We start from the raw sequence: 21,227 nt of genomic DNA, 5'->3' as shown, positions 1-21,227 counted from the left end.
TCTTTTATTTTTTTTGCTCTGTTAAACTTGTCTGTTGATTTCCGCTCCAACCAACAGAGTATAAAAATCAACAATGTTCTTTAACACAGCCATTTTTTTTAAGGAGAACTGTAATGAAATTTCGCATTGGGTATCGGACACTAAAAACAGCTGTTGGCACGGCTATTGCTATACTTATTGCTCAACAGTTGGGGTTACATAATTTCGCTTCTGCAGGCATTTTAACAATCCTTTGTATCCAAGTGACCAAAAGGAGATCGCTTCGAACGGCATGGGATCGTTTTTTGGCTTGTGTATTAGCAATGCCTTTCTCTGCCGTTTTTTTTGAGGGGATCTCCTATCATCCGATTGTTATTGGTGTAATGCTGTTTTTCTTTATCCCTACCATTGTCATGTTAAAAGCGAAGGATGGTGTGGTTACAAGCAGTGTCATTATTTTACATATATATATGGCCCAAAAGATTTCAATGGATATTTTTTTCAATGAACTTGGTGTTATTGTGGTCGGAATAGGCGTGGCCCTCCTTATGAATCTTTATATGCCTAGTGTTGATAGTAAGCTGAAAAATTATCAAGTTAAAGTGGAGGAAAACTTTAAAATCATTCTTTGTGAAATGGTTCGGTATTTACGAACGGGAGATAGTACTTGGGATGGAAAAGAAATTACCGAATGTTCTCGCCTGCTTGAAGAGGCAAAAACGTTGGCATTTAGAGATGTGGAGAATCATTTTTTACGGGAAGATACCACTTATTTTCACTATTTTAAAATGAGAGAAAAACAATTTGAAATTATTGAACGTGTGCTACCAATGGTTACCTCACTTACAAGAACGGTGAAGCAAGGAAAAATGGTCGCTGAATTCCTTGAGGAGCTTTCTCTGAATATCCATCCTGGAAACACCGCTCATATCTATATTGACAAACTAAGAGAAATGAAAAAAGAATTTGAAGAGATGGAGCTGCCAAAAACGAGAGAAGAATTCGAAACACGTGCCGCATTGCTGCAACTAGTAAATGAAATGAATGAGTATCTTATCATCAAAAGCTCTTTTAAAGCAAAGAAAACCAGGATGCATGAAAAAAAGAAAATCGAAGCAAACTAGGTAAAAAAAGGCAGGTGGCTGTTTTGATTAAACTCTTATCGCCGATCCTGATTGCTTTTTTCATCTCACCCATTTGGCCATTAGGGTCCAATCCTATGCCAGGTGATCCTTTTGTTATTGTGAATAAAAGTAGAAATGAACTGGCCTTTATTAATGAGAATAAAGTCCAAACAGTGGTTAGTGTCGGGACAGGAAAGACACAGGAGTTAACCCCCGAAGGTCTTTTTACCATTACTGTTAAGGCAAAAGAACCTTATTTCCGAAAAGAGAATATCCCAGGGGGTGACCCTAAAAACCCACTGGGGGCCAGATGGATTGGCTTTGACGCTAAGGGGACTGATGGCAGAACCTATGGGATACATGGAACCAACCAGCCAGCTTCCATAGGCAAGTATGTCTCACAAGGCTGTATTCGCACCCAAAATGAAGTTGTTTCCTCGTTATTTCCGTTAATTCCGTTAGGAACAAAAATATTAGTCGTGTCCTCTAAAAAAACATTTGAGGCTCTAGCACAAGAACAAGGTGCAATTGAATGAGGAAAGGGACTGTTCGTTTTCGAACAGTCCCTTTTATATGTTTATGACAAGAAGGTGCCGATTCCGATTAGGAGGGTGGAAGCAAGCATCGCAAAGAGCATCAAATAAACAATAATTTTTCTTGTTTTCTTTTTAGTCAATTTAGGTACCTCCCTTATTGCATTTGGCTATATTCCTATTTTACAGGGAAAAGCCCAAATGAACAACGGAACAACTAAGTAATTTAGGAAGGATTTATGAACTTTTTACCGAATAAGAGTAATTGTCGAATTTATTTTAATATTGGAACAGAGGGGTATATATGATTAAAAAAGTCGACCATATTGGAATTGCCGTTAAATCTCTTGAGAATACACTACCATTTTATACAGATGTATTAGAGCTCACTTTATTAGGAATAGAAGAGGTTGAGAGCCAAAAAGTAAAAGTTGCTTTTTTACAAGCAGGTGGAACAAAACTCGAACTCCTTGAGCCTACATCTGAGGAAAGTCCGATTGCTAAATTTATTGAAAAGCGTGGAGAAGGTATTCACCATGTGGCTTTGGGCGTAGAATCGATTGAAGAAAGAATCATTGAAATGAAAGAAAAAGGCATTCAGATGATTGATCAACAGCCAAGACTTGGAGCAGGCGGGGCACAGATAGCCTTTATGCATCCAAAATCGTCTGCCGGTGTTTTGTATGAGTTATGCGAAAAGAAAGGGATGAAGGAGTAAATGTTAGACATCTACGAAAAAATAAGTGAACTATACGATAAGCGCAGAGAAGTGGAGCTCGGTGGCGGGGATGAGCGAATTGACAAACAGCATGAGAAAGGAAAACTAACGGCTAGAGAACGAATCGAACTCTTAGTTGATAAAGGGACGTTTGTCGAACTGAACCCATTTATCGAACATCGGACGAATGACTTTGGTCTGGATGAACAAAAAGGACCTGGTGATGGCGTTGTAACTGGCTTTGGGAAAGTCAATGGCCGTCCAATCTATTTATTTTCACAGGATTTTACGGTGTTTGGCGGCGCTTTAGGTGAAATGCATGCGAAAAAAATTGCGAACGTTATGGATTTAGCAGCTAAAAATGGTACGCCTTTTGTGGGGCTTAATGACTCTGGTGGAGCAAGAATTCAAGAAGGGGTCGTTTCACTTGATGGATATGGTCATATCTTTTATCGAAACGCTATTTATTCAGGTGTCATCCCGCAAATCTCCGTAATAATGGGACCGTGTGCTGGTGGCGCTGTTTATTCTCCAGCTATTACGGATTTCGTATTTATGGTTGAAAAAACAAGCCAAATGTTCATCACTGGGCCGAAGGTAATTGAAACAGTAACCGGTGAGAAAATCTCTGCCGAAGACTTAGGTGGGGCAAATGTTCATAATTCGATCAGTGGGAATGCCCATTTCCAAGCAAACTCTGAAGAAGAGGTCTTACAAAATGTGCGCCAGCTATTAAGCTATCTCCCTCAGAACAATGAGGAAAAACCGCCAAAACAGGAAGTGGAGCATGAAAATGATTACCGTCCAGATTTAACGGATGTGATTCCATTTGATGCGGTTCGCCCGTATGATGTTCGTAAGGTGATTGAACAAGTGACAGATGCGGACTCTTTTATGGAAATACAAAAGGATTTTGCTAAAAATATAGTCGTTGGCTTTGCTAGAATCAAAGGTGAATCAGTAGGGCTTGTTTGCAACCAGCCAAAGGTGATGGCTGGTGGTTTAGATATTGATTCTTCAGATAAAGCCGCCCGCTTTATTAGAACGTGCGATTCTTTCAATATCCCAATTATTACATTTGAAGATGTTACTGGTTTCTTCCCAGGTGTTAAACAAGAGCATGGAGGAATCATTCGCCATGGTGCAAAGATATTGTTCGCCTATTCAGAAGCGACTGTACCGAAGCTAACGGTAATTTTAAGAAAAGCATATGGCGGGGCTTATGTGGCTTTAAATAGCAAGTCGATCGGTGCTGATTTGGTATTTGCTTGGCCAAATGCTGAAATTGCGGTCATGGGTCCTCAAGGTGCAGCTAATATTATCTTTGCTAAGGAGATTAATAACAGCGAGAATCCTGAGCTGACACGCCAGCAAAAAATCGATGAATACCGCGAAAAGTTTGCCAATCCATATGTTGCTGCCAGCAGGGGAATGGTGGATGATGTCATTGATCCTCGTGAAACTAGAATTAAAATTATTCAGGCTTTAGAGATGCTGAGAAATAAAAAAGAGTCACGTCCATATAAAAAACACGGGAATATCCCGCTTTAATATTAATCAGATGCTCTTTCATTTGATGATATCCGTAAGAAAGAGGTATACTGAAATAGAAAAAGTGTAAAGCGCCTTGCTTAGGCGCTTTATTCTTGACGATTGTAAGTACATATATTGGAGGGTCAATCAAATGGTGAATCAAGAACGTCTTTTGAATGAATTTTTAGAGCTTGTGCAAATTGACTCAGAAACGAAATTTGAGACTGAAATTGCAAAGGTATTAAAACAAAAGTTTTCTGATTTAGGTCTTGAAGTTTTTGAAGATGATACCACATCTGTAACAGGACATGGTGCAGGGAACTTAGTTTGTACGCTTCCAGCAACTAAAGAGGGCGTAGATCCAATTTACTTTACTTGCCATATGGACACAGTTACACCTGCAAAAGGGGTAAAGCCTTCTATTAAAGATGGTTACGTGGTTACTGATGGCACGACGATTCTAGGCGCAGACGATAAAACTGGTATTTCTGTTATGCTTGAAACCATCCGTCTTTTAAAAGAACAAAATCTACCGCACGGATTAATTCAATTCGTTATTACGGTAGGGGAAGAGTCCGGTTTAGTAGGGGCAAAAGCACTTGACCCTTCATTAATGAAGGCAAAGTATGGCTATGCTCTTGATAGCGATGGCTTAGTTGGGAATGTGGTTGTAGCTGCTCCAACACAAGCAAAAGTAAAGACAGTGATTTACGGAAAAACAGCCCATGCAGGTGTTGCTCCTGAAAAAGGTATTTCTGCCATTACGATTGCAGCAAAATCCATTGCTAAAATGCCGTTAGGCAGAATTGACCATGAAACGACTGCTAATATTGGTCGTTTTGAGGGCGGGCAGGCAACCAATATCGTATGTGACCGTGTGGATATCTTAGCAGAAGCCCGTTCACTTATACCTGAAAAAATGCAGACACAGGTAGGCAAGATGAAGGAAGCATTTGAAACAGTTGCTGCTGAAATGGGCGGCAGAGCAGAAGTAGATGTGGAAGTTATGTACCCTGGTTTCAAATTTGGAGAAGGCGATCTTGTGGTTGAGATTGCTCGTAAAGCAGCAGCAAAAATTGGTCGTAGTTGTGAACTTCAGCATAGTGGTGGAGGCAGCGACGCTAACGTGATAGCTGGGTTCGGAATTCCAACTGTAAACCTTGCTGTTGGCTATGAAGAAATCCATACAACAAATGAGCGGATGCCACTTGAGGAATTATACAAGCTGGCAGAAATGACGCTTGCTATAATTGATGAAGTAACTAATCAATAAGAAAAGTTTAAAGGAGGGTCTTAGACTCTCCTTTTTGCTATACTAGACCTATAAATGGTTTAAGGATGATTAACATGAAGGATATGTATCCAAAGAACGGACGAGTCATTTTACATGTGGATATGAACAGCTTTTATGCTTCCGTAGAAATGGCCTATGATCCTAACTTAAAAGGGAAGCCATTAGCAATTGCTGGAAATGTGGAAGAAAGACGTGGGATCATTGTAACTTGCAGTTATGAAGCAAGAAATTTTGGTGTAAAAACAACGATGCCGTTGTGGGAAGCAAAAAAACTATGTCCGCAGTTAATCGTAATGAAACCTAATTTTGAAAGGTACCGGGCGGCATCTATTGGGATGTTTGATATTCTCAGACAGTATACCGAAATGGTGGAACCTGTTTCGATAGATGAAGGCTATTTAGATATAACAGAGAGCTTTGAATTTGGCAGTCCGATTGACATTGCTAAAAGTATTCAAAAAAGAGTTCTAGAACAACTGGATTTGCCGTGCAGTATCGGCATTGCTCCGAATAAATTTTTGGCTAAAATGGCTTCTGATATGAAAAAACCGATGGGCATTACGATTCTTCGTAAGCGTGATATTACGAAGATTTTGTGGCCATTAAATACAAATGAAATGCATGGTGTCGGGAAAAAAACAGCAGAAAAGTTAACGACCATCGGTATACACACGATTGGGGATTTAGCAAAAGGCAATGAAATTCAACTTAAATCCCTTCTTGGTATTAACGGAATTCGGATCAAAGAAAGAGCCAACGGTATCGACAAAAGGCCAGTTGATCCTGGATCTATTGAGGAGTTTAAAAGCATCGGTAATTCGACCACACTTCCTCGGGATGTTAGTAACCAGCATGAGCTTTATCGTGTGTTAGATTCACTGGCAGAAACTGTTTCTGTTAGGTTAAAGCGAAAAAATGTTCTAACAACTACTTTGGGTATTACGATTCGGTATAAGGACAGACGAACGATTACAAGAAGTAAAAAACTTCCTAACCCTATCAATCATAAAGAGGACCTTTCTGTCTTTGCAAAACAGCTCTTTCTAAAATCTTGGAATGGGGACCCCGTTCGTTTATTAGGGATTACTGGCAATGATTTAGTGGATCAAGACCATGCATATAAGCAGTTAGATTTATTTTCCTTTGAAAACGACGCGAAAAAAGAGCCACTGCTTAAAACACTTTCTAGTCTACGAGAGAAATATGGGAAAAATATAATTGAAAATGCTGGTTCCCATAAGGTAGATCCTTCACATAATGTAGGGACGGCGACAAGCTTCAATAAAGATTTCTTACGTACATTTCCTATAAAAAATAAAGAAGAAGACTAAAAAGCTCCACTTTGCTAGGAAACAAAGTGGAGCTTTAAATTGATTTAATTTTACTTACAAATATCTACATCTAAATCTGTTACAGGCCACCAGAAGAAGCCATCCTTTTCTAACAGTTCATCCGCAGCTTGTGGTCCCATTGAACCTGAAGCGTAATTAGGGAATGCAGCCTTGGTTCCTTCCCACACTTCCGAAATCTTATCTACAAAGGCCCAAGAATAGGCTACCTCATCCCAATGCGTAAAGTTGGTCGCATCGCCGCGCATGCAATCGTAAAGCAGCTTCTCATAGCCTTCAGGAGTGTTCATAGCATTAATTCCTGTGTTAGCAAAGCTTAGCTTTACTTCTTGTGCGTCTAAATGGCCGCCAGCCTTTTTGGCATTAAGGTGAAGGGTAATTCCCTCTTCCGGCTGGATATGAATAACAAGAAGGTTTGGATTCAACATTTTTTCCGTCTGATAGTATAAATTCATTGGAATGTCTTTAAATTGAACGACAATCTTTGTTGATTTTGCTGCCATTCGTTTACCTGTTCGAATATAAAACGGAACACCAGCCCAGCGGAAGTTATCAATCATCACTTTCCCTGCGACAAAAGTCTCTGTGTTCGATTCCTTGTCTACCATTTGTTCATCACGATAGGCTGGAACGTTCTTATCAGCCATCATTCCCTCACCATATTGTCCGCGGACAAAGTAATCATTTACTTCGTCACCCACAACCGTTCTGAGTGAACGAAATACCCTTACTTTTTCGGAACGAATTTCATCCGTTGTCAATTTGATTGGAGGCTCCATCGCAAGCAAGGCTACCATTTGCATCATATGGTTTTGCAACATATCACGTAAAGCCCCGCTTGTTTCATAATAACGCCCTCGTTCTTCGACACCAAGTGTCTCGCTAGACGTAATTTGGATATTAGATATATATCGGTTATTCCACAGCGGCTCGAAAATGGCATTGGCAAATCGAATGACTTCAATATTGCGAACCATTTCTTTTCCAAGATAGTGGTCAATTCGATACACTTCTTCTTCAGAAAAGGCGGTTCTAATTTGTTTATTTAACTCTTTGGCAGATTCTAAATCATGTCCAAACGGTTTTTCAATGACTAAGCGCTTGTAGCCTTTTACATTGGTTAACCCATCTGATTTTAAATGGAGAGCGATTGGTCCAAAGAATTCTGGTGCCATCGCAAGGTAAAAGATCCGATTTCCTTCAAGTTGATAATTCTCATCAATCTCATGTGCCAATTTATTTAATTCTGCATATGAGTTTGAATCAGCTACATCGTGTGATTGATAATAAAAATGAGAGGCAAATTCATCGAGATTATCCTGATCTCCTAAAGCAGACAATACTGAATCCTTTACAGATTTTTGAAAATCATCATTTGATAATGATCTTCTTGCTACCCCAACGACAGCAAATTTATCTAATCTACCTTTCTTAAATAATCGGTAAAGAGAAGGAAACAATTTTCTGTGTGCTAAATCACCGGTTGCTCCGAAGATCATAATTAATGAATTCATATTTTGTTCCACGGGTTAAAGACCTCTTTCCTAATAGCATGAGTGTGCATATGTAGTTTAAATTACAATTCCTTCATTCAAGTATTTAATTTAGCGGTTTTTATTAGGTTTCGCAAATATATTGATTTGCATGTAAGAAATATGCCTTTTCGTTATTTGAAGGAGCCATTGAGAAATCATAGCGAGTTTATGGTATATTATCAATATTGGCTAAAGGAACGGTAAGAAAGGGGAAATAACACTTGGATTTGTTTTTTTTAGGTACGGGGGCAGGAATGCCAGCGAAACTCAGAAATGTCACATCTATAGCCTTGAAATTGCTCGAGGAACGGGGAGCAGTATGGTTATTTGATGTGGGTGAGGCGACACAGCATCAAATTTTACACACATCCTTAAAACCGCGGCGGATTGAAAAAATTTTTATTACTCATTTACATGGTGATCATATTTATGGGTTACCTGGGTTGTTATCCAGTCGTTCGTTTCAAGGCGGGGAGTCAGAGGTTACGGTTTATGGACCAAAAGGAATTAAAGAATATATTGAGATGAGTCTGTCCTTAAGTCAGACCTATTTAAAATATCCCTTGAGTATCATCGAAATTAGCGAAGGAATTATTTTTGAAGATGACCAGTTTATTGTAGAAGCTCGGCTGCTTGAACATGGGATTCCTTCGTATGGATTTAGAATCATGGAGAAGGACAGACCAGGGACCTTACTTGCTGATAAGCTAATCGAAGCGGGTGTTCAACCTGGGCCAATCTTTAGGCAAATAAAAAATGGTGAATCAATTACTCTGGAAGACGGACGGGTGCTTGATCCGAATGAGTTCCTTGGTCCTGAGCAAAAGGGAAGAGTCGTTACGATTCTTGGGGACACACGATACTGCGAAAATGCGTTGTTGCTGGCTAAAGAGGCAGATTTATTAATTCACGAAGCTACCTTTTCAAAGGGTGAGGAAACATTAGCCTATGATTACTTTCATTCAACGACCTCTCAGGCAGCAGATATTGCTAGAAAGGCTGGTTGCAAGCACTTATGTTTGACCCACATCAGTTCACGATATGATCGGAATGATTGGCGCGAGTTAGTGGCCGAGGCAATGGAAACCTTTCCTAATACAGACATCGCGGAAGACTTTAAGGAGATTCATATTCCGCTTAGGTAAAAAAAGCACTTTCCCCAATCGGAGGAAGTGCTTTATCTTTTATTATACTATAAGAAAGTATAAAATTCGACTTCGAGAATTGTCCAGCTTCAGCGCCTAGCCCCTCGGGTCAAATAACCTTCGGCAAGTAAAGTCAAAGAGCGACTTTTCTTGCCGAAGAACATTTGCCTGTCGGGGCTGATCAAGGCGCTTACGCTTTTCTTATACCCATCCTCGCTCGTATTGTTTCGGTCCTTCGAGGGAAACCCCAAGTTCTTTGGCTGCTGTTCGCGGCCAATATGGGTCGCGTAGTAACTCACGAGCTAGGAAAACTAAATCCGCTCGGTCATTCTGTAAAATTTCCTCAGCCTGAATTCCTGTAGTAATTAAGCCAACCGCGCCAGTTGGAATACCAGTCCCATTTTTAATCGTTTCAGAATACTTTACCTGATAACCTGGATACACATGAATATGTGCGGGTACCACGGCACCTGAGCTTACATCCACTAAGTCTACACCTTGTTCTTTCATCCAATCTGCGAACACGATGTAATCTTCAGGTGTTAAACCATCCTCGTGATAATCATGAGCAGAAACTCTTACGAACAATGGACCTGTCCAAACGGTTTTCACAGCTTCAATGACCTCACGCAGCAAGCGGTAACGGTTCTCAGCAGTGCCACCATATTCATCTGTTCTTTTGTTGGAAAGTGGCGACAGAAACTCATTAATTAAATAGCCATGAGCGCCGTGAATTTCAATCACATCGAAACCAGATTTGGCAGCACGCTCCGCCCCTTTTTTAAATGCTTCCACTGTCTCTTTAATTTCTGCTATTGTCATTTCTTTTGGAGTTTGCGATTTTTCATTAAAAGCAATCGCGGATGGGGCAAGAATTTCACCTTCTAATACTGCTTTTCTGCCAGCATGGGCAAGCTGGATGCCTGTTTTCGCTCCATGTTCTTTCATTAGGTTTACTAACTCTTTGAAACCATCTGTGTGCTCATCACTCCAAATACCTAAATCCTGTGGAGAAATTCGGCCTTGTGGAGTAACTGCTGTTGCTTCAACGATGATTAGACCAACTTGTCCGACTGCTCTACTAGTATAGTGAGTGCGGTGCCAGTTTTGAAGATGCCCATCTCCATTATGGCTGGAGTACATACACATTGGAGCCATAACAATTCTATTTTTTAATGTCACTCCCTTTATGGTAATGGGAGAAAATAATTTGGTTGTCATTTGAAAAATCCCTCCTGTTTCATACTAATCCTTCTTTAGTATAGCAAAGGGCATAAATATAATGTACAATACTGCTTCAGTCGTGATCTTTCAGCTCACTCAAGCGGTAAGTAGTTCCTCTCCAAACGATCCCTCCGCGTTTAAAGGTCAGCAGGCTTGCCCGAATAATCGAATAAATAAAAAGTAAAGCGGTAATGGGAAAAACGAGAAATAATACAGGGGAAAAGACCGTCATTCTTTTTATAATCAACACATAAAGAATACCACTCGTAACAATATTACCTAAACTTAGAAAGGCCACGGTTTTGTTTGCAGAAAAAATTGTCAGGAACGGAAGCACATTGGTGACAAACACTCCGAAAATCGAAAAAAACACCATCCTGACTTGATAATTTAGGCCTGCAAATGTATTTTTCTCCAGACCGATAAATGCCTCTTTTAAACTCCCATACCATTCGACTTCAATTAGCCTTAGTGCTGTGACTATTCTTTGCTGGTAGCCAGCCTTTTTCATTTTCATCCCCAGTTGCAAGTCATCATCTGGTCGCATTTTTAGTCTTTCATGTGTGCCAAATGATTCATATGCCTCTTTAGAAACAAGATTGAATGCCCCAATTCCTGTTCCAATTTTTGATTTTGGATTATTTGCCATCCATGGCCGCTTAAAATAGGAAAATCCAAATAGAAAAAAAGCAACAAAGGTTTTTAGCCAAAAATGGTTTGCATGTAAGTTGGGCGCTGCTGTTAAATGATCGAGTTGGTGTCGTTCAGCATAATGAAGTGCCTTTGCGAATGCTTCTTTTTCGTACTTCACATCTGCATCGGTGAATAATAGCCATTTTCCTGATGCCTGAAGCGTTCCCTTATATAATGCATGATTTTTTCCAAGCCAACCTTCAGGTAATTCCTTCACATGAATAACCTTGACCCGAGGATCTTCCTTCATCAATTCATCAAGAAGTTTTCCAGTTTCATCCGTGGAGCGGTCATCTACTAAAATCCATTCCACATTTCTATAGGTTTGCTGTAGCTGGCTTAGGATACTTGCCTTTATTTGTTTTTCTTCGTTTCTAGCTGCTACGATCACCGATAACATGGGGCCTGTTTCTAAACCTTCCTCTTTTTCAAGCGAGTCCACTTGACGGAAACCGATCAGTGCATCAATCAGAAAAATAATCCAAACGAGAATTCCTAATGAAAATAATATTGTTAGCATGAACCACACTTCCTGGACCTTTTTCCACCTAGTTTATAGTAAATGAGTCAAACATCCAACTAGGAAGGTTGATCCGCTGTCTCAAGTTGAGAACGTAAGGTAGCTCCCATTTTCTTAGATTGGGCAGTAGCTGCTTTAATGCATGAAATGAATGCTTGCTGCACTTCATTTTCCTCGAGCACTTTAATGCCGGCTTCCGTTGTTCCACCAGGACTAGTTACGTCCTTGCGCAGTTGTGTGGAGGATTTAGATGAATTCTTAACCATCTCTGCTGCTCCAATCAGTGTTTGAACAATGAGTTGACTTGCCATTTCTTTTTCAAGGCCAACCTCAACCGCACTTTTTTCCATTGCTTCAATTAAATAATAGATATAAGCAGGTCCGCTTCCAGATAGTCCTGTGACAGCATCTAATTGTTCTTCTTCCACAAAAGAAGTTAATCCAACCGTACCAAAAAGCTTTCTTGTTGTTTCTACCTGCTCGTTGGTAACCCGCTGATTCACAGCTACCGCGGTTGCTGATTTGCCAACTGCGGCTGAGGTGTTTGGCATGGATCGTACAATTGCAAGGGGTTTTCTTGCCAAGGTTTCAATGGTACTCATGGATACACCTGCTAAGACGGAAACGACTAGCATATGCTCAGTTAGCTGTTCGCGAATGGCTTGGATTGCTGTCGCTGCATCTTTTGGCTTCATCGCTAACATGACAATATCTGCACCATCGAAAAGAGCATTCAAATCATACGTGCTCCTAACACCATAGCGCTCTCTAAGACTATTTAGCCTTTCCTTATTTGAATTGTTTGTTACCCATACATTTTTTCTATCAATTAATTCATTTTTAAGAATTCCTGAAATGAATGCTTCAGCCATTGAACCCGCACCGACAATCGCTATTTTGTTCACTTTATTTCCTCCTTTTTCTCCGTAAAAATAAAATAGACCCTTCATCCATAAAGGACGAAAGGCTGGCCTTATTCATCGCTTTAACGTAGCAAATTTTAATTGTGATTATGCAAGAGAAATAGGTTGTCTGTCAAGTGAAGTGTTGTAAGAATTTTTTATTTTTTCTAAAAAATTATGCAGAAATAATGACAATTAGGGAATAAATCGCTACACTTTATTTTATATATTAAATGACAATACTGTTCATATCTTTCTATTTTCATTTCTTTATTTAACAATAATATTAAGGAGTTTTCATTATGACAGAATGGAAAAATGGAATTGCTAAAATTACCTTACCAACACCATTTCCAGTTGGGGATGTGAATGTTTTTTTGATTAAAGGGGAGCGGTTGACACTCGTCGACGTGGGAGTGAAGACAGAGGAATCTTGGAATTCGTTGAAAGAACAATTGGCAGAATTACATTTACATCCGGATGATATTGAACAAGTAATCTTAACTCATCATCACCCCGATCATGCAGGAGGGCTTGACTTTTTCCCTGCTTCTTTGGAGGTTCATGGTCATCTGCTGAATGAACGGTGGGTCAACCCGACAGAAGCCTTTTTTCAAGAACAAGAGACTTTCTTCCGCTTATATTTTAAAGAATTTGGGCTTCCTGAGGAGTATTTTCCGTTCCTTTCCAAGCTAAGAAAAACGCTGAAGTATTCTTGTAATCGTTCACTAACGGGACATCTCTCTGAGGGAATGAGGCCATTAGGACTTAGTGAATGGGAGGTAATTGAAACGCCAGGTCATGCTCAAAGTCAAATTGCTCTTTTCCGAGAAAAGGATGGAGTATTAATTGGTGGTGATTTAATTCTAGCTCATATTTCACCGAACCCATTGCTTGAGCCGCCTGCACCTAGTGAAACAGAAAGACCAAAGCCACAGCTTCAGCATAATGATTCGATGAAAAAGCTGTTGGCGTATCCTATTCAGTGTGTGTACACCGGGCACGGTGAAGAAGTGTATGAATTAGAAGCGCTTATTGAAAAACGACTCACACGGCAGCATGAGCGGGCGATGACCGTTAAAAACTGGCTGAAAGAAGAGGAACTCACTGTATTTGAAATTTGTCAACGCCTTTTTCCGACTGTCTATCAGCGTGAACTCATGCTAACCATATCAGAAACGGTTGCTCAACTTGACTATTTATCCTCTATCGGCGAAATTAGTAGTAATAATAAACAGCCCGTTCTCTACAAGGCGATCTGAAGAGTGAGTAACGGGAGTAAGCGAGTAGAGGTGTGCATGTGGGAAGGGAACTACTAAAAGAAAAAAATATTGTGATTACCGGTGCATCGGGAGGAATCGGTGCAGAAATCGCTAAGCTTTGTGCGGCACGTGGTGCCAACCTTGTATTACTGGCAAGAAGTTTAGATAAGCTCCAGCAACTTCAATCGGATTTGCAGCAAAAATACCATGTGAGTGTGGATGTTTTCCAACTTGATGTATCTGACACAAAGCAGGTGGAGGAGGTCTTTACACAGATCTTTGATACAATTGGCCAGATAGATATTCTTGTCAATAATGCAGGCTTCGGCATTTTTCGTGAAGCGCATAAAGCAACAATGGATGAAATCAAGGGTATGTTTGATGTGAATGTAGTGGGGCTGATGGCGTGCACGAACATGGTACTGCCGAAAATGCGGGAGAGGCGCTCTGGTCATATTATCAATATTGCCTCGCAGGCAGGGAAGATTGCTACACCAAAATCAAGTGTATACTCAGCTACTAAGCATGCCGTTCTCGGCTATACGAATGCACTAAGAATGGAACTTGCGGATTACAATGTGCTCGTAACAGCCGTTAATCCAGGACCAATCGCTACTAATTTTTTTGACATTGCAGATGAACAAGGCACATATGTAAAAAATGTACAGCGGTACATGCTTCAGCCTGAATATGTGGCAAGTAAGGTGGTTGACAGCATGCTGACGAAAACAAGAGAAATTAATTTGCCACGGTGGATGAACATGGGAAGCGTGGTTTATGTTCTTTTTCCACGGTTGTTTGAGCGACTTGGGAAGCGGGTTTTTAATTCAAAATAGTTTTAATTAATCAGCCTCAATTTTGAGGCTTTTTATTTTACCTAATTTCATCCAGTTAAGAAATCATAAACTGTGTCATTTATGATTTCATGTAAATCTGCTTTTGGTTCTTCTTCTTTTACAAGCAAAATCCTATTGATCAGATCCTCTAAATCTTTTTCGCCAATAGGCATGGATTCAGTTAAATAATACTGTTTCAGACAGTTTAAAATCATTTTTTTTATCAGCTTTTTTTCCACCAATAACACCTCATCCATTATTATAACGCTTTTTTAGTTAATCCCCATAAGAAAAATTGTCAAAAAATCCCCATTGAATACGAACGCATATTCGCTTATGATTAGGAATATAATAATTAAGAACAGATGTTCGAAAAAATAAGATGTGAGGGAAACTCCATGGTCGATTACAGTACGCTGCCGCAAAATAAAATTTTATGTGTGGACATGAAAAGCTTTTATGCAAGCTGCTCAGCTGTCATGCTTGGCCTCGACCCTTTAGATTGCTATTTAGCTGTTTGTGGTAACAAGGAACGTCAAGGGAGTATAGTACTTGCTGCTTCGCCGCGATTGAAAAAAGAATTTGGGATTAAAACGGGAACGCGAATGTTTGAAATTCCAAATGATCCAAGAATCCAAATTGTTGAGCCCAAGATGGCAACCTATTTACGTATTTCTACAGAAATTTCGCGCGTGTTTAACCGCTATGTACCAAAAGAGGCCATCCATACGTATAGCGTCGATGAAAGTTTTATTAAAGTCGATGGAGCTGATCATTTATGGGGAGATGCTCATACCATTGCTCAAAAAATAAAGGATGATATTGAGCGGGAATTCCAGCTGCCCTGTGCAGTGGGGATTGGCCCCAATATGTTAATGGCAAAGCTTTGTCTTGATCTTGATGCAAAGAAAAAAGGCGTGGCAGAGTGGACATATGAGGACGTCCAAACAAAGCTTTGGAAGGTATCACCACTTAGAGAAATGTGGGGTATTGGCAGACGTGTGGAAAAAACATTAAATAGTATGGGGATTTTTACTGTCGGTCAGCTGGCCCGCTATGATTTAGAAAAGCTGGAAAAGAAATTCGGAATTATGGGAAATCAGTTATATTATCATGCCTGGGGAGTGGACCTCTCTGATTTGGGAGCACCCATTATCCAAGGGCAAATTAGCTTCGGAAAAAGCCAAATTCTCTTAAGAGATTATAAAGAGGAAGAGGAGATTAAGGCTGTCATGTTAGAAATATGTGAAGAGGTGGCACGAAGAGCAAGAACACATCGAAAGGCAGGGAGAACGATTAGCCTTGGAGTAGGATACAGTCAAGATGAATTTGGCGGCGGTTTTCATCGTTCAAGAACCATTCATCATCCCACAAATGTAACGATGGAGCTTTACCGTGTCTGTTTGGAATTGTTTCACGAGCATTATACAGGAAAGACGGTACGGCAAATTTCTATTGCTATTAGCAATATTGTTGATGATCGCGAGCTGCAGCTTGATCTTTTTGACATGGGTGCATACAAGAGAAGAGAGCTTGGCTATGTGGTTGATGCTGTCCGGAGACGCTTCGGTGCAGGCTCGCTGTTGCGCGCAGTTTCTTATACAGCTGCAGGAACCGCCAAGCATCGTGCCACATTGGTTGGGGGACATAAAATGTAACGAAAGAAGGAGAGCGTATGATTCGCGACCGTGGGAGGATCAAGTGGACGTCGATGATGCTTCCTGAGCATGTGAAATTGCTTAGGGATTGGGTGAAGGAAGATGGATTTGAACAAAAAAGGGAAATGGATGAACAGCAGCTTGAGCTCATGAATGAGACCCTTTCGGAAGCAATCGAGTTTGATCAGTTCGTTACCGTTACTCACTATCGGAATCGAAACTATGAAATTGTCATTGGAAAAATCCATTACTGGGATGAACTGCTGCAAAGACTTCATATCGTTGACCGCTTTGAAGAGATACATCGCATTCCCATAATGAATATTGCCGATATCAGACTGACCGATTTGTGAAAAAAGGCTTTGTTAAATATTTATATTGATATGTAGAGGAATCTGGAGAAAAAAGCAATCTAGTCTACGTTACCCAAAGGGGCTAGAGAAAGAGCGAACGGTCACGTAGAATAACGGGTTCCGTTTTCTATCGCAAAAACCCAAAATGCAATCGAAAATGTAGCCAAATTTGTACTACATTTTGTATCTGTTTTTGGAATTAAAAATAAAATGGCTCAGTTCACTATACTGAGCCATTTTTAATATCGATTTTTGGTAGCTTGTTGAACTAACGCACCCATTAGTTTAAGTGCATTTTTTCACAAACATAAAGTAATTATTAATAATTAAACTCCGCAATTGATGCCAGGCTGTATCTCAAAAATTACCTTGTATTCATCACATTCAACTTTCAAAAAATATTTAATATGAATCCAATTAGTTTCACCACAAAAGGAAGTGATATATTTTGAAAACAAAATTATTCATCTCTTTAATCTGCTTATTCATATTTCCATCATGTAGCTTTCAACATGGAGTGGAAAGCAAACAAAAAGAAAAAAATATCGCCGTCTTATTAAGTAAAATGGAAGAGGCGAGTAAAAAGAAGACTAAGAAACCCTTTAATGGACAAAAAGATGTAAATGGAAAAATCAATGTCCTTATAATAGGTATTGATTCCCGAGGAGAAAAAAAATCCCGTTCAGATGCTATTATGGTCGCTCAATATAATCCACATATTAAAAAGGGCAAAATTGTAACAATTATGCGTGATTCGTACGTCGAAATTCCAGGTGAAAACCGACACTATAATAAAATCAATAACGCTTATTATTTAGGCGGTCCTGAATTATTACGACAGACCCTTAAAAATAATTTCGATATTGATGTGAAACACTTTATCACAATTGACTTTAAAGGATTTGTCAAGGTGGTTGATATGGTTGCTCCAGAGGGCATCGAAGTAAATGTGAATCAAAAAATGATCGAGGACATGAGACTAAATGTAAAACCTGGTGTACAAAAATTACATGGTAAAGATTTATTAGCATATGTTCGCTTCCGTCATGATAAATTTAGCGATTTTGGCCGAGTCCAAAGGCAACAGAAAGTCCTTGCTTCGTTGAAAAATGAGTTTACTAAACAATTAAGTACGGTGAACGGTGTCATGAAGTTGCCAACTATAGGAGAAGAAATGATTCATTATATCGATACAGATATGGATTTTAAAACGTTTGTCTCTCTTTGCGGCAATGTATTGTTTAACCGAGTCAAAGATGTCGAAACCATACGTATTCCTGTTCCAACTGGGTATTCTAATATGCAGTATCCACATGCTGGACAAGTGCTCCAATTAGATTTTGCCAAAAATAAAGAAGCTATGAAAGAGTTCCTAGGGGATAAACCAACCCCTGTGACAAAAGAAAAACGCCAAAAATAAGAGAGAAACTAACCAATAGTTTCTCTCTTTTAACGTGCCCTAACAAACTTTTATTGTATCTAATATTTATGCATAGCAGAAATTTCTTGCATTTTACGTGACACAAGTGGGTAAAAATAAGTTTTTGCACTTATCGTAGTATTTCCTCCAAAAAAACCAGTTCCAGGGCATGTTTTAACCTGATATGGTTTACTATTATCTAAAACCCTTGCCTGTGTAATGTAATTCCACCAATGATGATAAGTAATGGTGTCAATGGATGGGGTTAACCCGAATCTTAAACAAAGCAAAGCGGCGACATAAACGATAGTTTCCTTTTGTTCCTTTGTCATGAAATCATGACCTATATCAAAGTTCCCAACATTTTCGATCGCAATTCCAGTAGCATTGGCCTTGAAACCAATTGAGCCTTCAGGGGCCATGTCAAACGGTCTAGAAACGGCAACTTTTCCATCAGGAAAAGTCGTGATATTTTGAGCAATATTCTTCCACCCTTTTTTTCTCACATGATACGTCTCCATCCCCTTCAACATTTTAAAATGATTGTTGCCATAAAAATGTTTGTAGGAAGGTGCCCATGTGTGATGTTCTTGGATTAAAGTGATTTTTCGAGCAAATTTATGGTGGAATAACCACTCCCCGAATTCCTCCTTTGTCATAAGAATATACTGCCCTTGCATTGCCATTTTTTTAGGAGGAATTTTTAATCTCTGCCCTGTATTAATTTGTTCTGATGATAATCCATTTACTTTTTTTATTATGTCGACTGAAGAATTATAGGCCATTGAAATGTCTCGAAGTGTATCACCTGCTACAACTTCATATGAAATTGGAATTCGCAATTTCTGACCAGCAAATAAAGAATTGGATTGCAATCCATTTGTTACTCTCAGTTCTTCAACAGATGTTCCATATGTAGTTGCGATTCCTGGTAAATTATCACCTAATTTTACGACATAAATATTGCTAGGATATTTTCCAGCGGCTTGAGAAGGTACGATGTTTATTAACATATTTAAAATCAAGCTAAATACAACCACCAAATTTACTTTCATTTATCTTACCCTTTCAATACTGTTTTGGCAGCATTAAACAGCATTATTATTTATTTTTTATTATTCATAGTTTGTAGTACAGCACTAAGATTATTCTTGGGTAATTTATTTTTATATATCCTCTTCCGTGTTTAGTTAGGCTATTCTTACTTTTATCTCAATCATCCACTCCAGAGTTCCAAAAAATAAGCCGCCAAAATAGCAGCTGAATCTTCAACTCTTGCACCCAGTTAGCTAAATAAGCAACTTTTTAATCAATGAATAAAGACATATTGATAAGGTCGGCATATACTTTTTTACTATACTTAATTTGTTTCTTTAACCTACCCTCTTCTTGAAACCCTAATTTTTTGTATAAGCCCATTGCTGTCTCATTTCCTGAGATAACTTGCAAACAAACCTTTTCTATCTCATTTGTACTTTTAGCCCAGGCAATTAGGGCGTCTATTAACTTTTTTCCTATACCTTGACCTCGGTAATTTTCTTGTATTCCAAGTGCAAATTCACCAGTATGTGAATTTCTATTTTTGATTCCCCGATTGAAAACTAAGTCACCAATTATCCTTCCATTATCTTCTACCACTAATATTAGATTTTTTTTTGTTCCATTTCTAAAATCCTTTTCACTTGATCATCTTCAGACTGCTTAAATTCATTTAAAGTGGTAAGTGTAAAGGTGCTGCTTCCAAGAACAGCCTCAACGTGAATCAAAAGTCCTTTGGCATCCTCAACAGTCGCTTTTCGAATTTTCATATTCATTATCCTCGAATAATTTATTTTCTATTATTTTATAGGAGAAGTAATAACCTTCAATGGATTCCTTATTTCATTAACCTGATCCGTTAACGTAAGTACATTTTTTCACAAACTCTATTTTGTATTAACATATATATCCAATTGTAATGTCCATTCTAAACATTTTTTGTTAGACAATTTGTATATCAAATTGTGGTGCATTTTCTTATACAATTTTTTATGTAATTTCCTCACAAACGGCTTTACACCAATAAAAAAATGAGTGTCAATTTCATATGCAAATTGGCACTCATTTTAACTTACATTTTTAATGTTTGCGATAGGAAACAAAACGCGTTACACGTAGAAGCAGTCTACGTTACCCAAGTAGGCTCTGGGAAAAGAGAACGGTCACGTAGAAGCGGTCTATTCAACGACACAAGAAAGAGAACTTAAACTGGCATGGAGCTAAAATAACAAAAAAACGGCCCCTGTTGAAGGCCGCCCATTGTTATTCTATTCCTCTTTAGGAACACGAACTTGAGAGTCAAATTTCCCTTTATGTGAGCCGTCACAGTATGGCTTATTGTTTGATAAACCGCAGCGGCAAAGGGAAAAGGCTGGTTTTGATGGATAGACATTACCTTCGCCATCAAGCAGTTCCACATCACCTGTAATTCGTAATGAACCGTTATCATTTACCTTGATTTGTACTTTTGACAAAGCAAACACCCCTTTTGAAATTTCATATTAATCTTGAGAATAACTGGAATATAAGGAAAATGCAACAAAAGATGAGCAAAAAAATTAGAATCCCTTACAACCTATGCTACAATCACGATATGCTTAAAAAAGGGGATTTAATCATGCAAATTACTATAACAGCGGCAGCAATAGAAAAAATAAATGAAAGAACAGCAGGCCGCAAAGGGTTTTTAAAATTAAAATACGATACAGATGGCTGTGGGTGCGCGGTAAATGGGGTAATCGCCCTGTGGTTTGTACCGGCATTAGATCAAGATGACTTGGCTATCGAAACAAATGACCGACCGGTATTTGTAGAAAAAGCGAAAACTGTTTTTTTAGATGAAGAAATGAAAATCGATTTTTCTCAAACCACCAATTGTTTTCAACTAAAAAGTCCACAGCAAATCTTAAATGGACACATGAGCCTATTGATTAAAGAAAAAACAGACTGATCCCAAATGGACAGTCTGTTTTTTCTTTACAGTATAAAGTATAAACTTCGACTTCGAGAATGGTCCAGCTCCAGCGCCTAGCCCCTCGGGTCAAATAACCTTCGGCAATAAAAGTCAAAATGCGGACTTTTCTTCCGAAGAACATTTGCCTGTCGGGGCT

General features: G+C 39.1%; 23 protein-coding genes. 13 read left to right on the top strand and 10 right to left on the bottom strand.

All coding sequences use genetic code 11. The annotated features are described in order from the left end of the window. Positions 1 to 113: 113 nt before the first annotated feature. Together AC3A54_RS02195 and AC3A54_RS02190 are read left to right on the top strand one after the other, a co-directional pair. A complete protein-coding gene (locus AC3A54_RS02195; RefSeq protein WP_335545043.1) occupies positions 114 to 1,103 on the top strand; it encodes an aromatic acid exporter family protein in 990 nt (329 codons plus the stop codon). A 23-nt stretch (positions 1,104 to 1,126) separates the two neighbouring features. After that, positions 1,127 to 1,639, top strand: coding sequence for a L,D-transpeptidase (locus AC3A54_RS02190; RefSeq protein ID WP_335545044.1), 513 nt, complete (start codon positions 1,127 to 1,129; stop codon positions 1,637 to 1,639). 41 nt (positions 1,640 to 1,680) lie between these two features. Here the strand turns inward: AC3A54_RS02190 and prli42 are convergent, their stop codons facing one another. Further along, positions 1,681 to 1,779 (bottom strand): stressosome-associated protein Prli42, encoded by a 99-nt coding sequence (prli42, locus tag AC3A54_RS02185; RefSeq protein ID WP_308083271.1) that lies wholly within the window; start codon positions 1,777 to 1,779, stop codon positions 1,681 to 1,683. 161 nt (positions 1,780 to 1,940) lie between these two features. On the opposite strand from prli42, the gene mce reads away from it, so the two are divergent. From mce to AC3A54_RS02165, 4 genes are all read left to right on the top strand, one after another. Further along, on the top strand, positions 1,941 to 2,354 hold the full coding sequence (gene mce, locus AC3A54_RS02180) for a methylmalonyl-CoA epimerase (RefSeq protein ID WP_487653201.1): 414 nt from the start codon (positions 1,941 to 1,943) through the stop codon (positions 2,352 to 2,354). Next, complete coding sequence (locus AC3A54_RS02175) at positions 2,355 to 3,905, top strand: acyl-CoA carboxylase subunit beta (RefSeq protein WP_487653200.1); 1,551 nt, start codon at positions 2,355 to 2,357, stop codon at positions 3,903 to 3,905. It begins immediately after the preceding gene. A gap of 133 nt (positions 3,906 to 4,038) precedes the next feature. Continuing rightward, a complete protein-coding gene (locus AC3A54_RS02170) occupies positions 4,039 to 5,160 on the top strand; it encodes a tripeptidase T (protein ID WP_335545047.1) in 1,122 nt (373 codons plus the stop codon). A gap of 74 nt (positions 5,161 to 5,234) precedes the next feature. Next, on the top strand, positions 5,235 to 6,512 hold the full coding sequence (locus AC3A54_RS02165) for a DNA polymerase IV (RefSeq protein ID WP_487653199.1): 1,278 nt from the start codon (positions 5,235 to 5,237) through the stop codon (positions 6,510 to 6,512). Between the two features lie 50 nt (positions 6,513 to 6,562). Here AC3A54_RS02165 and zwf read toward each other — a convergent pair whose 3' ends face one another. Continuing rightward, complete coding sequence (gene zwf, locus AC3A54_RS02160) at positions 6,563 to 8,029, bottom strand: glucose-6-phosphate dehydrogenase (protein WP_487653482.1); 1,467 nt, start codon at positions 8,027 to 8,029, stop codon at positions 6,563 to 6,565. 257 nt (positions 8,030 to 8,286) lie between these two features. Here zwf and rnz point away from each other — a divergent pair, with 257 nt between their 5' ends. Continuing rightward, positions 8,287 to 9,210, top strand: a complete 924-nt coding sequence (rnz, locus tag AC3A54_RS02155; RefSeq protein WP_487653198.1) for a ribonuclease Z — start codon at positions 8,287 to 8,289, stop codon at positions 9,208 to 9,210. Between the two features lie 201 nt (positions 9,211 to 9,411). Here rnz and namA read toward each other — a convergent pair whose 3' ends face one another. The 3 genes from namA to proC all read right to left on the bottom strand — a co-directional run bounded on the left by namA (position 9,412) and on the right by proC (position 12,552). Beyond that, positions 9,412 to 10,431, bottom strand: a complete 1,020-nt coding sequence (namA, locus tag AC3A54_RS02150; protein WP_487653197.1) for an NADPH dehydrogenase NamA — start codon at positions 10,429 to 10,431, stop codon at positions 9,412 to 9,414. A gap of 76 nt (positions 10,432 to 10,507) precedes the next feature. Then, positions 10,508 to 11,647, bottom strand: coding sequence for a glycosyltransferase family 2 protein (locus AC3A54_RS02145; protein WP_487653196.1), 1,140 nt, complete (start codon positions 11,645 to 11,647; stop codon positions 10,508 to 10,510). A gap of 59 nt (positions 11,648 to 11,706) precedes the next feature. Further along, positions 11,707 to 12,552, bottom strand: coding sequence for a pyrroline-5-carboxylate reductase (gene proC, locus AC3A54_RS02140; RefSeq protein WP_487653195.1), 846 nt, complete (start codon positions 12,550 to 12,552; stop codon positions 11,707 to 11,709). A 299-nt stretch (positions 12,553 to 12,851) separates the two neighbouring features. Here proC and AC3A54_RS02135 point away from each other — a divergent pair, with 299 nt between their 5' ends. Continuing rightward, complete coding sequence (locus tag AC3A54_RS02135) at positions 12,852 to 13,811, top strand: MBL fold metallo-hydrolase (RefSeq protein ID WP_487653194.1); 960 nt, start codon at positions 12,852 to 12,854, stop codon at positions 13,809 to 13,811. 38 nt (positions 13,812 to 13,849) lie between these two features. Continuing rightward, positions 13,850 to 14,647: an SDR family NAD(P)-dependent oxidoreductase gene (locus tag AC3A54_RS02130; RefSeq protein ID WP_487653193.1), complete on the top strand. Its 798-nt coding sequence runs from the start codon at positions 13,850 to 13,852 to the stop codon at positions 14,645 to 14,647. A gap of 47 nt (positions 14,648 to 14,694) precedes the next feature. On the opposite strand, the gene AC3A54_RS02125 is transcribed toward AC3A54_RS02130, so the two are convergent. Then, complete coding sequence (locus AC3A54_RS02125) at positions 14,695 to 14,886, bottom strand: YqzH family protein (protein ID WP_487653192.1); 192 nt, start codon at positions 14,884 to 14,886, stop codon at positions 14,695 to 14,697. A 159-nt stretch (positions 14,887 to 15,045) separates the two neighbouring features. Between AC3A54_RS02125 and AC3A54_RS02120 the strand changes: the two genes are divergently transcribed. From AC3A54_RS02120 to AC3A54_RS02110, 3 genes are all read left to right on the top strand, one after another. After that, positions 15,046 to 16,305, top strand: coding sequence for a Y-family DNA polymerase (locus tag AC3A54_RS02120; protein WP_335547329.1), 1,260 nt, complete (start codon positions 15,046 to 15,048; stop codon positions 16,303 to 16,305). Positions 16,306 to 16,322: 17 nt separating this feature from the next. Beyond that, on the top strand, positions 16,323 to 16,658 hold the full coding sequence (locus tag AC3A54_RS02115) for a YolD-like family protein (protein ID WP_308083288.1): 336 nt from the start codon (positions 16,323 to 16,325) through the stop codon (positions 16,656 to 16,658). Positions 16,659 to 17,106: 448 nt separating this feature from the next. Continuing rightward, positions 17,107 to 18,078 (top strand): LCP family protein, encoded by a 972-nt coding sequence (locus AC3A54_RS02110; RefSeq protein ID WP_487653191.1) that lies wholly within the window; start codon positions 17,107 to 17,109, stop codon positions 18,076 to 18,078. A gap of 59 nt (positions 18,079 to 18,137) precedes the next feature. On the opposite strand, the gene AC3A54_RS02105 is transcribed toward AC3A54_RS02110, so the two are convergent. From AC3A54_RS02105 to AC3A54_RS02090, 4 genes are all read right to left on the bottom strand, one after another. Beyond that, positions 18,138 to 19,133: a LysM peptidoglycan-binding domain-containing protein gene (locus tag AC3A54_RS02105; protein WP_487653190.1), complete on the bottom strand. Its 996-nt coding sequence runs from the start codon at positions 19,131 to 19,133 to the stop codon at positions 18,138 to 18,140. Between the two features lie 250 nt (positions 19,134 to 19,383). Then, complete coding sequence (locus AC3A54_RS02100; protein WP_487653189.1) at positions 19,384 to 19,716, bottom strand: N-acetyltransferase family protein; 333 nt, start codon at positions 19,714 to 19,716, stop codon at positions 19,384 to 19,386. Between the two features lie 5 nt (positions 19,717 to 19,721). Next, on the bottom strand, positions 19,722 to 19,886 hold the full coding sequence (locus AC3A54_RS02095; protein WP_487653188.1) for a hypothetical protein: 165 nt from the start codon (positions 19,884 to 19,886) through the stop codon (positions 19,722 to 19,724). Between the two features lie 498 nt (positions 19,887 to 20,384). Then, complete coding sequence (locus AC3A54_RS02090) at positions 20,385 to 20,600, bottom strand: CDGSH iron-sulfur domain-containing protein (RefSeq protein ID WP_487653187.1); 216 nt, start codon at positions 20,598 to 20,600, stop codon at positions 20,385 to 20,387. Between the two features lie 134 nt (positions 20,601 to 20,734). On the opposite strand from AC3A54_RS02090, the gene AC3A54_RS02085 reads away from it, so the two are divergent. Further along, positions 20,735 to 21,067 carry an iron-sulfur cluster biosynthesis family protein gene (locus AC3A54_RS02085; protein WP_487653186.1) on the top strand — a complete coding sequence of 111 codons (333 nt, stop codon included), beginning with the start codon at positions 20,735 to 20,737 and terminating at the stop codon, positions 21,065 to 21,067. Positions 21,068 to 21,227 lie beyond the last annotated feature (160 nt).

The organism is Neobacillus sp. Soil_C_43, assembly GCF_057656715.1.
The sequence above is the reverse complement of the archived record's forward strand: the minus strand, read 5'-3'. Positions and strand labels throughout refer to the sequence as shown.